Below are 15,452 nucleotides of genomic sequence, written 5' to 3' on the forward strand. Positions count from 1 at the left end.
AAGGAATTCAGATGTCATATGTAACGCCACAGGAATTTGCCACCAAGATGATCGACGCCGGTGAAGCGAAGATCTTCATGTCCACAAAGGACACGCTCATCCGGGCCTATATGGCAGGCGCCATCCTTGCCCTTGCCGCCGCCTTCGCCGTGACCATCGCCGTCAATACCGGTAATTTCCTGGTCGCCTCGATCCTGTTCCCGGTCGGCTTCTGCATGCTCTATCTGCTCGGCTTCGACCTTCTGACGGGCGTGTTCACGCTGGCGCCGCTGGCCGTGATCGCTAAACGTCCGGGCTGCACCTGGGGCGGTGTGTTCCGGAACTGGGGCCTGGTCTTTACTGGCAATTTTGCAGGTGCCCTGACCACGGCGGTGTTCATGGCGATCATCTTCACCATGGGTTTCAGCCAGGAACCGAACGCCGTCGGTCAGAAGATTGGCCAGATCGGTGAAACCCGGACACTCGGCTATGCCGCCGCCGGCTGGGCGGGGCTGCTGACAGTCTTTATCCGCGCAGTGATGTGCAACTGGATGGTTTCGACCGGTGTTGTCGCCGCGATGATGTCGAACTCTGTCTCCGGCAAGATCATGGCGATGTGGATGCCGATCCTGGTGTTCTTCTATCTCGGCTTCGAGCACTCGATCGTGAACATGTTCCTGTTCCCCTCGGGCATCATGCTCGGCGGCAACTTCACCTGGTTCGACTACTTTGCCTACAACGAAATTCCGGTTGTTGTCGGCAATCTGGTCGGTGGGCTGACCTTCGTCGGCGGCATGATCTACGCCACCCACTACAAGACGTCGCCATCCCGCAAGGCAGGCTACGAAAAGGCGCCGGTCGCAGCGCCTGCCGAATAAGTGCGACGCTCCGCCGTCATTGGCGGCGGAGCGTCTTTTCCCGAGGAGCCATTTCCCGTGCTGATGCAAGTCCGCCATACCACCTTGAGCGTCGAGACCGGCCAGCATTCGTCTGCCGGACGGAAAGCCCTGAACCAGGACTTTCATGGCGCCATGGTGCCGGACGGCCCGGCCCTGGTGCACAAGGGCATCGCACTTGCTGTCGCGGACGGCATTTCCTCCAGTCCGGTTGCGCATGTCGCAGCCGAAACGGCCGTCAAATCCTTTCTCTCCGATTACTATTGCACCTCTGAAGCCTGGACAGTGAAGACCTCTGCCGTCCGGGTGATCTCTGCCGCCAATTCCTGGCTTTTCAGCCAGACGAAACAGGTCGATGATCTCGACAGGGGCCATGTCTGCACCTTTTCTGCCCTGGTCCTGAAGGGGCGCAAGGCGCATCTCTTCCATGTTGGTGACAGCCGCATCTGGCGTCTTTCCGGCCAGAGCCTGGAACAGCTGACGGAAGACCACACTGTCCGGATTTCCGAACAGGAGAGTTATCTCGGCAGGGCTCTGGGGGTCGGGCAATCTGTCGATATCGATTATGCCGTGTTCGATCTTCGTCCGGGCGATCTGTTTGTCCTCACGACGGATGGTGTCCATGGCTTCTTGCGGGCGAAGGATATGGCCGACGCCGTGCTGGCCGGCGAAGCGCTCGATCAGACAGCCAGGACACTTGTCGAAAAGGCGCTGGCTGCAGGCAGCGACGACAATCTGACCGTTCAGATCGTGCGGGTCATCGACATCGCGGAACCCGGTGCAGATGATCTCCTGAACGGGGAAGGCACCTTGCCACCGGCGCCGCTGCCGAAGGTACCTGGCAGCCATGAGGGGTTCCGTTTGATACGCGGCTTGCACGCCACCAGCCGCAGCCACATCTATCTGGCGGAAAATGAAGAAACCGGCGTACCGGTGGCGCTCAAGTTTCCGTCGCTCGATTTACGCGGAGAGGAAGACTATCTGCGCCGGTTCGCGCTGGAGGAGTGGGTTGCACGCCGGATTTCATCGCCGCATGTGTTGAAGGCTTCCACCTATCCGCAGGGCCGTCAGACGCTTTTTCTGGCATCGGAGTTTGTCGAAGGCCAGACGCTTCGCCAGTGGATGATCGACAATCCTCACCCCAGCCTTCAGACCGTGCGCGGGATTCTGGAGCAGGTGGCCAGGGGATTGATGGCCTTCCACCGCAAGGAAATGGTCCATCAGGACCTGCGGCCGGAAAACATCATGATCGACACGTCCGGCACGGTGAAAATCATCGATTTCGGGTCGGTGCGGATCGCCGGCGTGATGGAAGCCGCTCCTTCGCTCGACAAGGGGGAGATCCTCGGCACCCACCAATATACCGCACCAGAGGTGTTTCTCGGCTACCTCGGGACTGAGTACAGCGACCAGTTTTCGCTCGGTGTGATCGCCTACGAAATGCTGACCGGGCGTTTGCCCTATGGTGCGGCCGTTGCCAGGGCAACCAGTGAGCGGGCACAGGCTGCCCTGCGCTATCGCAGTGCGACAGCTGTCACGGAACGGGTTCCGGACTGGGTCGATGGCGCGCTTTGCCGCGCGGTTCATCCCGTGCCGGGCAAGCGCTACGAAGCGCTGAGCGCCTTCCTGGAAGATCTTCGTCGCCCGAACCCGGCCTTCAGTTCAGATCGATTTGTCCCTCTGGCGGAACGGGATCCAGTCCGCTTCTGGCAGATCGTCTCTGCTGTTCTCGCGGTGCTCTGCGCCATCCTCTTGTTTCAACTCTTCGGCAATTCATAGGAGATTTTCATGACCGCTCTTACCCGTGAAGACGTTACCAGCATGATCCTGTCGGCGAAGCGCCAGGCGGGGCTCACATGGGAAGGCATTGCCGAAGCGATCGGCATGTCGCCTGTCTGGACCCATTCGGCGGCCATGGGCATGAACGCCATGCCGGAAGACAAGGCAAAGGCAATCACGGAGACACTCGGTCTGCCGCAGGAAGCGGCGCTAGTACTGCAGGAGAGCCCAACAAAGATCTGGTCGCAGACCGTGCCGACGGATCCGTGCATCTACCGTCTTTATGAAATCGTCGGTGTCTACGGCCCGACAATCAAGGCTTTGATCCATGAGAAATTCGGCGACGGCATCATGTCGGCCATCGATTTCGACATGTCGGTAACCCGTGTTGAGAACCCCAAGGGAGACCGGGTGAAGATCGAGATGTCGGGCAAATACCTTGGCTACAACGCCTGGTAAATCAAGAACCGGGATTGATGGCATGACCGAACAAGAAAAAACAATCCGGACCACCTGTCCCTATTGCGGTGTCGGCTGCGGCGTCCTCGCGACCCGGCACCCGGACGGGACGGTGACTGTTGCAGGTGACCCCAAGCACCCATCCAATTTCGGCCGGCTGTGTTCCAAGGGTTCGGCCCTTGGAGAAACGCTTTCGCTGGATGACAGATTGCTCTATCCGGAAATCGACGGCGAACGCGCCAACTGGAATGACGCGCTCGATCTTGTCGCGCGCAACTTTCAGGATGCCATTCGGGAACATGGACCAGATAGCGTTGCGTTTTATGTGTCCGGCCAGATCCTGACCGAAGACTATTACGTCGCCAACAAACTGATGAAAGGGTTCATCGGTTCGGCGAATATCGACACCAATTCCCGCCTTTGCATGGCATCTTCGGTTGCCGGGCACCGCAGGGCATTCGGCTCGGACACGGTTCCGGGAACCTATGAAGATCTTGAACTGGCAGACCTTGTTGTGCTGGTCGGCTCCAATCTCGCCTGGTGTCATCCGGTCCTGTTCCAGCGCCTTGAAGCGGCCAAGGCTGCAAACCCGGCGTTGCGGGTGGTCGTAGTGGACCCGCGCAAGACAGCGACCTGCGCCATCGCCGATCTGCACCTGCAATTGAAGCCCGACACGGACGTTGCCCTCTTTAACGGGCTGCTCGCCTTTCTGGCGGAAGCGTTTGTCGTGAATGACAGCTATGTCAATCGCTTCACTCAAGGACTTGAGAAGGCAGTTGAGGCTGCAGGACCCTGCGAGATCGGCCAGATAGCCGAAAAGACCGGCCTGTCACGTCAGGATATCGCACTCTTCTACAAGATGTTTGCCCGGACGGAAAAGACAGTCACCGTCTATAGCCAGGGTGTCAACCAGTCAGTCGTAGGCACGGACAAGGTCAATTCCATCGTCAACACACATCTGGCAACTGGACGGATCGGAAAGCCCGGCATGGGCCCTTTTTCCGTCACGGGTCAGCCGAACGCCATGGGCGGCCGGGAAGTCGGTGGACTGGCCAATATGCTCGCCGGCCACATGGCTTTGGAAAATGCCGAGCACCGCGGGATCGTGCAGGACTTCTGGCAAAGCCCGGTCGTGGCTGATCGGTCCGGCTTGAAAGCTGTTGAGCTTTTCAAGGCCGTGCGGGAAGGCCGGATCAAGGCGCTCTGGATCATGGCGACAAGCCCGGTGGACAGCCTGCCGGATGCAGATGGCGTGGCAGAAGCTCTTGAAACATGCTCCTTTGTAGTCGTTTCGGAAGTAACGCGGGCAGCCGACACGGTTCCCTATGCGAACGTGTTGCTGCCTGCAGCCGCATGGGGTGAAAAGGACGGGACGGTTACCAACTCCGAGCGCCGGATCTCAAGACAGCGTGCGTTCCTGGAGCTTCCCGGTGAGGTTCGCCCCGACTGGTGGCACCTGAGCGAAGTCGCAAGACGCATGGGCTTTGCCGGGGCCTTTTCCTATGAAGGGGCTTCGGCGATTTTCCGTGAGCATGCAGCACTCTCCGGGTTTCGGAACGAAGGCAGCCGTGATTTCGATATCGGTTCTTATCGGGACGTGTCTGATGCCGATTTCGATGCCATGGAGCCCTTTCAGTGGCCGCAGCCGGCGGGGGCACTACCAGCTGATACGAGGTTCTTTGCTGGCGGAGGATTTTTCACCGAAAGCGGCAAGGGGCAGTTCGTGCCTGTTGTTTTCAAGGCTCCGCGGCAAACAGAGCGCCGCTATCCGTTCACCCTGAATACGGGCCGGATCCGCGACCAGTGGCACACCATGACGCGCACCGGCAAGACGCCGCGCCTTACCGCGCATTTTGCCGAACCTTTTGCCGAACTCAACCCGATCGATGCCGAAAAGCTCGGGATCGACCCGGCAGATCTGGTGACGGTCAAAAGCCCTTATGGGGCCGTGGTGGTGCGGGCGCTACTGACAGACCGGGTCGCCCCGGGAGAAGTCTTCGTGCCGATGCATTGGACCGACCAGCTTGCATCGAAAGCCCGCATCGATGCGGTCATGGCGCCCGAGACAGACCCCCATTCCGGACAGCCCGGATCCAAGTTCTCGCCTGTGGCTGTGGCAAAAGCGAAAATGGCCTGGTTCGGTTTTGCCGTCTTGCGCCAGCGACCGGAGAAGATCGCTGCCGACTACTGGGCCCTTGCTCCTGTGCCTGGCGGTTACCGGCTTGAGTTCGCGGCGAAAGCCGATGCGGATTTCGCGGAAATCGCAGCTGCGTTGACCTCGTCCAGCAACGAGACGACCGATATATCGGACGGTGCCGCTGGCTGGAGACGTTTGGCCGAGTGGCGGGACGATGTGCTACAGGCAGCGTTCTTCTTTTCCGCATCCCCGGTGGAAGTCTCGCGCCAATGGGCTTGCGGGCTTCTGGATGAGGGGCCTGTTTCGCCGCAGGAGCGGGCACGGGTTCTTGCTGGACGCGTGCCGGCAGACAGGCCGGATCCGGGGGCGCTGGTCTGCTCCTGCTTCCAGATCGGCTGCAACCAGATTGCCGAAGCCGCACGCTGCGGTGCGACGAGTGTCGGTGCAATCGGTGAAACACTGAAAGCCGGCACGAATTGCGGCTCCTGCCGCTCGGAAATCCAGACGCTTCTCGATGAAATTGCAAAGGAAAGCCTCGATGATGCCGACATTGCGCAAGCCAGCTGAGGTAAAGCGCCGGAGCCGTCCGGCACGCGTGGGGGCTCTTGCAAGCCTGCCGCTGTTCTTTCCGCTTGAAGGAAGAAAAGTCCTGCTAGCAGGCGGCACGGAAGCTGCCGCCTGGAAGGCGGAGCTGCTGGCTGCTGCCGGGGCAGACGTACATGTTCACGCACAGGAACTGGAGCCGGCTTTCGAGGCACTTCTTGCGGCCGGCAGCATCAAGGGGCGTTTCATACATCACCGGTCCTGCTGGTCGCAGCAAGACTTAGAGGGCGCAGCCCTTGCGATTGCCGATGCAGAGAGTGACGAAGAAGCCGCAGCGTTTGTTTTGGCCGCGCGGCGCATGGGAGTTCCGGTCAATGTGATCGATAACCCCGCCTATTGCGACTTCCAGTTCGGGTCCATCGTAAACCGGTCACCGGTCGTGATCGGTATCTCGACCAATGGAGTCGCGCCGATTCTTGGCCAGGCGATCCGACGGCGGATCGAGACGCTGATGCCTGAAAGTCTGCAAGGATGGGCGCAGCTGGCGAGCCGGTTGCGGGAAAAGACGCTTTCCCTGCTGGACGCGGGGGCACAGCGGCGCCGGTTCTGGGAGCGGATCTCCGATCTTGCCTTCTCGGGCAGTTCGGCGCCTGAAGAGGAAGAGCATCTCGCCGAAGCACTTCTGGAGGATGCGAGGACGTCTGGCGCAGGCAAAGTTACCCTTGTGGGGGCAGGGCCGGGCGATGCCGAATATCTGACACTGAAAGCCGTGCGTGCGCTGCAATCGGCTGATGTCATTCTCTTCGATGATCTGGTCGATGACGCGGTTCTCGAACTTGCGCGTCGAGAAGCCAGGCGGATGCTGGTCGGAAAAAGAGGTGGCCGGCAAAGTTGCCGCCAGGAAGACATCAACGACATGATGGTTTTGCTGGCACGACAGGGCAAACACGTGGTGCGGCTCAAATGCGGAGATCCGATGATCTTCGGCCGTGGTGGAGAGGAACTCGACCGTCTTGCTGCTGAAGGCATCCCGGCAACCGTTGTTCCCGGCATCACAGCGGCCTCTGCCATGGCGGCACGCCTGGGCGTTTCCCTGACGCACCGTGACCATGCTCAGTCGGTCAGGTTTGTCACCGGCCACTCGCGCAAGGGAGATTTGCCGGAAACCGTAGATTGGGCTGCGCTCACCGACCCAGCCACCACGACCGTTTTCTACATGGGGGCGCGCATGGCCGGCCGTATCAGAGACCGGCTTGTTGCCGAGGGCTTGTCCGCTGCGACCCCCGTCGTTGCCGTTTCGGGAATATCCCGCACCGACGAAAAGCGCTGGTCGGGAACGCTGGACGAACTTGAACGCGGTGTCGATTTGCTTGGACTGGAAGGTCCGGTCCTCATCGGAGTGGGGCAGGTCTTTCGGGCAACAGGCCGTCAGGACGGGCAAGGTGAAGGATTTGAATTCAATCAGGTCTTCTCTGTGCGAGGGGAAATGGCCGGAGCTGAAAATCGAGGCATTCGGACACTTGGCAAATCTGCAGCTATTTGATTTGTTTGAGCGGCAAATCAGCTGGTGATCCGAAGCACTGATGAATCGTTCCGAACAAATTTGCGCAGCCCTGCGCAGTGCCATCCTTGAGCGTGCCCTGTTACCGGGCATGAAACTGCCGGAAGATTCGCTGGGTGAGCGTTTCGGGTCGAGCCGGACGATTGTGCGCCAGGCACTGGAACGGCTCGCAGCGGAGGGCCTTGTCGAACTGCGACGGAACAGGGGAGCCGTTGTCGCAACCCCCAGCCTGGAAGAGGCGCGGGATCTGTTTGACCTGCGATGCCAGATCGAAGACCTCGTGGTGTCCCGGCTGAGCGCTGAATTCTCCCAGAAGCACCTTGATGCACTGAATGCGCATCTCGACAAGGAAATCGCCGCTGAAAAGGGACCTGAGCCTGTCTCCATCCGGCTTGCCACGGAATTCCACATTCTTATGGCGCAGCTCACGGAAAGTCCGGTTCTGATCCGCTACGTGGAAGATGTCGGCTATAGATGCGGGTTGACGCTGGCGCTTTACTCGCGGCCGCATTCCACTGATTGCGGGATCCAGGAGCACCGGGAAATTATTGATGCTCTTTCCAAGGGCGATGAGGATCGGGCCAGGGATCTCATGCGACATCACCTGGGGGCCGTGGCTGACCGGGCGCTGATCAAGCCCGAAAACAAGGGGCAGGGCATCTATCTTGATGCCCTGGAACCTTACGTTCGCGCCGTTCGAGGAGACGACTAGGCTTCAATGCCCATGCGGGTGAGAATTCGCTCCGCGCTGTCGTTCCAGACATCCATCTTTGTGATCTTGCCGTCATGCACTTCGAACCGATCGACATACCGGTTGCCTTCGAAGGCGGTTCCGTCCGGCCATTCACCGTAAAGCGTCCCGACAGAGTAGACGACAACCCCGTCCGCCCCGCGGGCAACGTCGAAACGGTCCATCTTCTTCTTCACCCACTTGTACCGCTTCGCGTTAAAGCCGGTCGGACCTGAGGGATGGTTGAATACCCGTCCGCCCGTAAACGTGATCGTCACATCGTCGGCAACGTATGTCGCAGCGAGATCCGGATCGGGTTTCATGGAAGCGTCGAGATATTCCCTGACGATCTGCGCTTCCTCGGGAAGAGTGTCCTTGTTTTCGTCCTGCATCGGGCGTCCTTTTCAAAATGGCCTTCCGGAGCATAAATCCTGTCCGGTTTTTTGCATGCAAATTTTGTATGCAAAGATTGCATGCAATTTAAGCGAAATTCTGATGTCATCGAAGGTCTGTAAAGGCAGAAATTAGATAAGTAATTGAAATGTATAGAGATCAGTAAACTGGCATCTGACTTGCTCTTGATGTGGCGTTCGGACGTGTCGTCCGGAAAACCAGAGGAGCCGTTCATGAAATCCGCTTGCAAATTTCCGAAGGTGACACGCCGCGTTCTGATGTCAGGTGCTGTCGGCCTCGCCCTGGCCACCAGCCTGCCGGCCTTCGCCGCCGATACAATCAAGATCGGCCTTGTTGCCGCGCTCAGCGGTCAGTCCGCCAAGTCCGGACAGGCAATTACACGTGGCCTGACCATCGCGATTGACGAGATCAACGAGAAGGGCGGTGTCCTTGGCAAACCGCTTGAACTTGTAAGCCGCGATGACGAAAGCAACCCGGGCAAGGGGCTTGTCGCCGCACGTGAGCTTGTCCAGCGCGAAGGCGTTGCGGCTCTGATCGGCGGTCTGGACACACCGGTCTCCTTTGCAATCGTTCCCTTTGCAAACCAGTCAAAGGTGCCTTTTGTCGGCCCGTGGGCTGCAGGCACCGGCATCACCAAGAATGGTGCTGAAGAGAACTACATCTTCCGCGTCTCCGCCGTTGATGAATATGTCGATGAAGCGATCACCGAGTATCTGGTCACCAAATACGGATCCAAGAAACCGGGCATGATCCTCATCAACAACCAATGGGGCGAGTCCAACGAGAAGGGGCTTTTGAAAGCGCTCGAGAAGCGCGGCATGGAGCATGCGGGTATCGAGAAGTTCGAGTCCAACGACGTCGATGTCGTGCCGCAGCTCACGCGCCTCAAGGAAAACGGCGCGGATGGCCTGTTTGTGGTGGCAAACGTTGCCCCGACCGCACAGGTGGTGAAATCACTCGACCGGATGGGCTGGGATGTTGCCATGGCATCGCACTGGGGCCCGGCAGGCGGACGGTTCACGGAACTGGCCGGCAAGAGCGGCGAGAAGCTCCACTTCATCCAGACCTACCTGTTCCGGGAGGGCGATGCGAAGGGCGAGGCCATGTTCTCGAAGCTTCAGGAGAGCTTTCCCGAAATCGAGACCATGGCCGATGTGACACCCGCGACCGGTATCGCCAACGCCTATGACGCCATGCTTCTGCTGGCTGCCGCCATCGAGAAGGCCGGTTCCACCGATGGTCCGGCTATCCGACAGGCGATGTACGACATCGAGAACATCGAAGGCCTGATCAAGACCTACACCGACCCGTTCTCGCCGGAAGACCAGGATGCGATTGCTCCTGAAGACTATGTCTTCGCGCAATTCGTCGAAGGCGAAATCATCCCGATCGAAGATTGATGATGTCACCTCCCGCGGCAGGCCCGCGGGAGGTTTCTTTCCTTTGAATTAGCCCTGATCCCGTCTCACCCGCCAGGACCCACCCATGACCCTCTTGATCGCCGCCCTTGTCACCGGCATTGGCCTTGGAAGCATGTACGGGCTGATCGCGCTCGGCTTTCAGATCACCTATTCCGTTTCTTCCACCGTCAATTTCGCGCAGGGCAGCGTTGTCATGCTGGGCGCGGTTCTGGGCTTTGTCTTTACCGAACGGCTCGGCTTGAACTGGCTGATCGCCTATCCGCTTGCGATCGCCTGCTGCGGCTTTTTTGGCGTGCTTGTTGAAATACTTCTGGTTCGTCCCTTCGTGGAACGCAATTCGGAGGCCTGGCTGATGGCGACCGTCGCGGGCGGCATCTTTCTCGACAACGCCGTTCTCTTCAGCTTCGGCAACGAACCGCGGACATTGTTTTCGCCTTTGGCGCAGACCACCTGGCAGTTCGCCGGCACGGGCATCTATCCGCAGCAACTGCTTATTCCGATTGCCGCCATCGGTGTTGCTCTGGCGCTGCACTTCCTGTTCCGCAAGACCTTGCAGGGCAGGGCGCTGCTTGCCGTCGTCCAGAACAATCAGGCAGCACGGCTAATGGGGATCAACACAACCATGATGGTGTCCGGTTCCTTTGCGATTTCGGCGATGCTTGCCGGATGTGCCGGTCTTTTGATCGCGCCGTTGTTTTCCGTGCATTCGGACATGGGGACGCTCTTTGGCCTCAAGGCCTTCGCGGTGGCAATCCTGGGCGGCATGACATCGGCAGCCGGCGTCATGCTGGCAGGCTTTCTCTATGGGGTGACGGAAGCCCTGGTAACGGCCTACCTGGGCTCATCTTCCACCTACATCGTTGTCTTTGCGCTGATCATCCTTGCACTGACATTGAAGCCGGACGGTCTCTTCGGTCGTCCCGCCGTAAAGAAAGTCTGAGGAAGCGCCGTGCCCTTTCTGAACCAGCGAATTCTTATCGATAGCGCGTTGCTCGTTCTAACCGTTGCAGCCTGTGCGATGGCCGTGACAAGTGGTGGCTACACGCAGTTCGTCATCGGCCTTGTTGCAATCACGACCATCCTGGGGACAGGTCTCAACGTTCTTTATGGTTTGACTGGTCTGGTCTCCCTTGGTCAGGTGGGTTTCTTTGCCATCGGCGCTTATGGTGTGGCGGTGATGACCCTGTCTGGCCTGAGCTTCTGGCTGGCACTGCCCTTGTCCGCGCTCGTGGCGGGGATCGCGGGCGTTCTGCTGGCGGTGCCTGCCGTCCGTATGGCGGGGCCGTTCCTGGCAATGGTCACGATTGCCTTCGCGTTCATTGTCGAACACGGCGCGGTGGAATGGCGTTCCCTGACTGGCGGTCAGAATGGCCTCATGGGCTTTCCGATGCCGGAGATCCTGGGCTTCGTGTTCAGTGAGCGGGAACTGGTGGTGCTGGCCATCCTGCTTGCCGGATTGTCTCTCTACCTGTTTCGCCGATTGGCCGAAAGCGGCTGGGGCATGGCAATGACGGGCGTACGCGATGCTGAAACCGCAGCCGCCTCGCTTGGATATCGGCCGTTTGCGGTCAAGGCGGCCGCGTTTGCCATTGCGGCGGCGATGGCCGGGCTTGCGGGCGGTCTGTTTGCACCGTTGATGATGTTCATCGCGCCGAGCAATTTCCCGTTCTCGCAGTCGATCCTGTTTCTCTTCGCAATCCTGATCGGCGGCGCCGGCACCGTGCTGGGGCCACTCGCCGGTGCGCTGGTAACCGTCCTGCTGCCGGAGTTCCTTTCAGATCTTGCAGAATACCGGCTGCTGTTCTTTGGCGGTTTGCTGGTGGGCGTGCTGCTGATTGCGCCTCGCGGTCTGGTCGGCACAGTGGCGTCTTACATCCCGAGGTCGAGCCGAAGCGTGACGCCGGTTTCTTCCGCAGACATCGAGCAGTTCCTCCAGGGCGGGCTTTCCTCAAGTGCACTGGAAATTGAAGACCTCGGCATTTCGTTCGGCGGTGTTCGGGCAGTCGATGGTGTCAGCTTCCGGATCGAGCCCGGCGAGGTAACATCCATCATCGGTCCGAACGGTGCAGGCAAGACCACCGTCTTCAACATGATAGGCGGGTTCTACCGTCCAACGCAGGGCAGGATCCTGCTTGGAAGCCGGGACCTTGCCGGGCTGCCGGCCCATGCGGTTGCCCGATCGGGGATTGCCAGGACCTACCAGACGACCAAACTTTTCGAGGACCTGACGGTGCTTGCAAATGTCGTCTCCGGGCTGGGCCGTGGTGCCTTCGGCGACCCGTGGTCCGACATTCAGTCGCCAGATCGTTTGTCGCTGGCGGCAGGACTGTTGCGATACTGCGGCTATGAAGGTGACTTCGACAAGCGTGCCGGTGATCTGCCGCATGTCGACCGCAGGTTGGTGGAGATCGCACGTGCGCTTGCCCTGAAACCTGACATCCTTCTTCTGGATGAACCGGCTGCCGGATTGATGCGAGCCGACAAGGACAAGCTCGCCATGCTGCTGCGGGATATTGCCGACCTGGGGCCTGCAGTTGTGCTCGTTGAACATGACATGGAGCTGGTCATGGGGATTTCGGACCGGATCCAGGCAGTTGACGCCGGCAAGCCTATTGCCTTTGGCACCCCGGCAGAGATCCAGGCAAACGAAACAGTGATTGCAGCCTACCTCGGCACCGGTGGCGCCACGGCCTTCCCGCGCATAAAACCGCTGCATACGGAAGAAACGCCTGTTCTTTCGACACAAAAGTTGACTGCAGGATATGGCGCGGCTCCGGTGTTGAAGGAGGTATCACTCAAGGTGCGGCCAGGCGAAATGGTTGCTCTGCTCGGGGCGAATGGTGCAGGAAAATCGACGTTTCTTTCTGCCGTTTCGGGTCTGCACAGGCCGGTCACCGGAAGCATAATCCTGAATGACGAGCAGACACAGGCCATGCAGCCGCATGAACTCGTCGGGCGTGGTCTTGTGCTGGTTCCCGAAGGCCGCCAGGTGTTTCCGGAACTGACAGTGCGCGAGAACATCGAACTGGGTGCCTACAAGCGACATTCAGATGTCAACAGCTCGGAACTGGAAGCTCATCTGAAGCGGTTTCCGCGCCTGCGTGACAGGTTGCACAGCCGCGCAGGGCTTCTTTCGGGCGGTGAGCAGCAGATGATGGCAATTGCCCGCGGTCTCATGGCGAAACCCAAGATCCTGCTCCTGGACGAACCTTCGCTTGGATTGGCACCGGCGATGGTTGAGGAGCTTTATGCGATCCTTGGTGAGTTGCGGGACGAAGGCATCACCATTCTGCTTGTCGACCAGATGGCGACGCTTGCTCTTGCCGTTGCAGATTACGCCTACGTATTGGAGCAAGGCCGTATCGTGATTGAAGGCAAGGCTGCGGATCTGGCTTCGGACCCGCGGCTGACGGCGGCCTATCTCGGCGCCGCCAATGAACAGGAAACTCGCATGGAGGCGAGGGTATGAGCGGGCTAGTAATCCGGAACGTCCTGCTGGAGGGCGCTGATGCGGCTGTCGATATTGCTGTTAGGGCCGGAAAGATTTCGGCGATAGGAGCCGACCTGCCCACGAGTGCGGAAGAACTGAATGGTAACGGCGTTCTCCTGGTGCCGGGATTTGTCGAGAGCCATCTTCATCTCGACAAGGCCTGCATTCTCGACCGCTGTCGGAACGAGACAGGCACGCTGGAAGGAGCGATCTCGTCAGTTGCTGAGGCAAAGAAAGGGTTTTCTGAAGAAGACGTCTACGACCGTGGTCGAAAGGTTCTCGAAAAGGCCATTACCCAGGGCACCAACGCCATCCGGACGCATGTGGAGATCGATCCGGGCATCGGCCTGACGGGGTTTCACGCCATTCAGCGGCTGAAGCAGGATTTCGCCTGGGCGCTGGACCTGCAGATATGTGTCTTTCCGCAAGAAGGGCTGATCAACAACCCTGGTACTGCCGAATTGCTGGAAGAGGCGCTCACCGCCGGAGCGGACCTGCTGGGCGGGTGTCCCTATACGGACAGCGATCCGAATGGCCAGATTGCCTGTCTGTTCGAAATGGCCGAACGCCATGATGTCGATCTCGATTTCCACCTGGATTTCGATCTCGATCCATCCTGGCGTCATCTTGATGAAATCGCCCGTCAGACAGTCGCTTTCGGATGGCAGGGAAGGGTCGCGATCGGCCATGTCACAAAGCTGTCGGCCCTTTCCCGAAAGGACCTTCTGGAGGCGGTGCAAATTCTGAAAAGCGCTGAAATCGCGCTTACCGTCCTGCCGTCGACGGATCTGTTTCTGATGGGACGCGGCAGCGAAAGCCTGGTGCCGCGGGGGGTCGCGCCGGCGCATGTCTTTCATGAACACGGCGTGTGCTGCACGGTCGCAACAAACAACGTGCTGAATCCCTTCACGCCCTATGGCGACTGCTCCTTGCCGCGCATGGCCAATCTTTATGCCAATGTTCACCAGCTCGGATCAGCGGAAGACCTGAAGGCCTGTTTTGACATGGTAACGGCTGCACCACGGCGGCTGATCAACAAGGCTCACAGGATCGAAGTCGGCGAAGCGGCCACCTTCGTGGCGCTGCCGGCCATGAGCGGACATCAGATCGTTTCGGAAATCATCCGGCCGGTCTGGGGGATGAAGAATGGAAAATTCACCTTCGAGCAGGCTCCGGCCAGGTTGATGGGACCATTGGAAGCGCAAGGCCGGACCGAGGAAAGGCGAGCGGCTCTTGTGCCCTAGCTGCTCGTGGACGAGACCACTTGCGCCGTTGTGCTGCCGCGTGTGCGCATGGCGGCACGTTCCTTCATGTATTTTTCCGCCTCGATCATATGACCACGCATGATCATGCGGCAGAGCTCGGCATCACCCGATTTTATCGCCCGCAGTAACTGCACCTGATAGTGCAGTCCCGTTTCGCGCAGGGCAGGGTTCGGTTCCTTGTAGATCGAGCGGCAGACCGTCATGTCGCGAAGCAGGCTGAGCAGGAAGGAACATGTGAAGGCCAGGATCGGGTTCTTGCAGTGCCGGGCCAGTTCTTCGTGAAAATCAAGCTCGGCCAGGCGCTGCGAATATTCTTCTTCCGCCGTCTTCGGCTCGTCCTCGTAAAGCCGGATGCAGCCCTGCAAGGCCTGAAAACCCTCGTCTGTCAGTGTTCCGGCAACCGAGGCGGCAAGTTCCGGCTCAAGCTGTTTCCGGAGTGTGTAGATGTCGGCAATCGTCGGCTGGTCGAACAGGAACAGATTGTCCAGCATGCGGATGGCTTCACCTGGCTCCACCGATGCGACGAAGACACCGCCGCCCGGACCGCTGCGCGTTGAAATCAACCCCTGGAACTCCAGAACCTTCAAAGCCTCACGCAGTGAACCACGTGACACCCTGACCGTTTCCGGCTGAAGCCATTCGGCGGGGATCCTGTCACCGGGGCGCAGACCGGCTTCGACGATCTGTTCGCGGATCTGCTGGGCAACCATGTCGGGCCGCCGCAGGCGTTTCCGTGTCTTGGGATCTGTCGCTCCTTCGGGAATTCTCATGGCCGGTT

Annotated in this window: 12 protein-coding genes; 10 read left to right on the top strand and 2 right to left on the bottom strand. The window is 59.4% G+C overall.

Features of this window, described 5'->3' with window-relative positions; genetic code table 11:
- Positions 1-11 precede the first annotated feature (11 nt).
- The 6 genes from HCG46_RS28080 to HCG46_RS28105 all read left to right on the top strand — a co-directional run bounded on the left by HCG46_RS28080 (position 12) and on the right by HCG46_RS28105 (position 8,066).
- On the top strand, positions 12-857 hold the full coding sequence (locus HCG46_RS28080; protein ID WP_055654787.1) for a formate/nitrite transporter family protein: 846 nt from the start codon (positions 12-14) through the stop codon (positions 855-857).
- Between the two features lie 63 nt (positions 858-920).
- Positions 921-2,654, top strand: a complete 1,734-nt coding sequence (locus tag HCG46_RS28085; RefSeq protein ID WP_168688153.1) for a bifunctional protein-serine/threonine kinase/phosphatase — start codon at positions 921-923, stop codon at positions 2,652-2,654.
- Positions 2,655-2,663: 9 nt separating this feature from the next.
- Complete coding sequence (cynS, locus tag HCG46_RS28090; RefSeq protein WP_023001126.1) at positions 2,664-3,113, top strand: cyanase; 450 nt, start codon at positions 2,664-2,666, stop codon at positions 3,111-3,113.
- Between the two features lie 22 nt (positions 3,114-3,135).
- Positions 3,136-5,817 (top strand): nitrate reductase, encoded by a 2,682-nt coding sequence (locus HCG46_RS28095; protein WP_168688139.1) that lies wholly within the window; start codon positions 3,136-3,138, stop codon positions 5,815-5,817.
- Positions 5,792-7,336, top strand: a complete 1,545-nt coding sequence (gene cysG / locus HCG46_RS28100; RefSeq protein WP_168688154.1) for a siroheme synthase CysG — start codon at positions 5,792-5,794, stop codon at positions 7,334-7,336. Before HCG46_RS28095 ends, cysG begins: the two co-directional genes overlap by 26 nt.
- Positions 7,337-7,376: 40 nt before the next feature.
- Positions 7,377-8,066 carry a GntR family transcriptional regulator gene (locus HCG46_RS28105; RefSeq protein ID WP_023001129.1) on the top strand — a complete coding sequence of 230 codons (690 nt, stop codon included), beginning with the start codon at positions 7,377-7,379 and terminating at the stop codon, positions 8,064-8,066.
- Here HCG46_RS28105 and HCG46_RS28110 read toward each other — a convergent pair.
- Positions 8,063-8,476, bottom strand: a complete 414-nt coding sequence (locus tag HCG46_RS28110) for a nuclear transport factor 2 family protein (RefSeq protein WP_168688140.1) — start codon at positions 8,474-8,476, stop codon at positions 8,063-8,065. The genes HCG46_RS28105 and HCG46_RS28110 overlap by 4 nt on opposite strands.
- A 234-nt stretch (positions 8,477-8,710) precedes the next feature.
- Between HCG46_RS28110 and HCG46_RS28115 the strand changes: the two genes are divergently transcribed.
- From HCG46_RS28115 to HCG46_RS28130, 4 genes are all read left to right on the top strand, one after another.
- Complete coding sequence (locus tag HCG46_RS28115) at positions 8,711-9,898, top strand: ABC transporter substrate-binding protein (RefSeq protein WP_168688141.1); 1,188 nt, start codon at positions 8,711-8,713, stop codon at positions 9,896-9,898.
- Positions 9,899-9,983: 85 nt separating this feature from the next.
- Positions 9,984-10,859: a branched-chain amino acid ABC transporter permease gene (locus tag HCG46_RS28120; RefSeq protein WP_168688142.1), complete on the top strand. Its 876-nt coding sequence runs from the start codon at positions 9,984-9,986 to the stop codon at positions 10,857-10,859.
- 78 nt (positions 10,860-10,937) lie between these two features.
- A complete protein-coding gene (locus HCG46_RS28125) occupies positions 10,938-13,388 on the top strand; it encodes a branched-chain amino acid ABC transporter ATP-binding protein/permease (RefSeq protein ID WP_168688155.1) in 2,451 nt (816 codons plus the stop codon).
- Positions 13,385-14,653, top strand: a complete 1,269-nt coding sequence (locus HCG46_RS28130) for an amidohydrolase family protein (protein WP_168688143.1) — start codon at positions 13,385-13,387, stop codon at positions 14,651-14,653. Before HCG46_RS28125 ends, HCG46_RS28130 begins: the two co-directional genes overlap by 4 nt.
- Here the strand turns inward: HCG46_RS28130 and HCG46_RS28135 are convergent.
- Complete coding sequence (locus HCG46_RS28135; protein WP_168688144.1) at positions 14,650-15,444, bottom strand: FCD domain-containing protein; 795 nt, start codon at positions 15,442-15,444, stop codon at positions 14,650-14,652. The two genes, HCG46_RS28130 and HCG46_RS28135, sit on opposite strands and share 4 nt — an antisense overlap.
- Between the last annotated feature and the right edge of the window lie 8 nt (positions 15,445-15,452).

The sequence above is a fragment of the Labrenzia sp. PO1 genome (assembly GCF_012273635.1).
In the GTDB taxonomy this organism is placed as follows: Bacteria; Pseudomonadota; Alphaproteobacteria; order Rhizobiales; family Stappiaceae; genus Roseibium; species Roseibium algicola.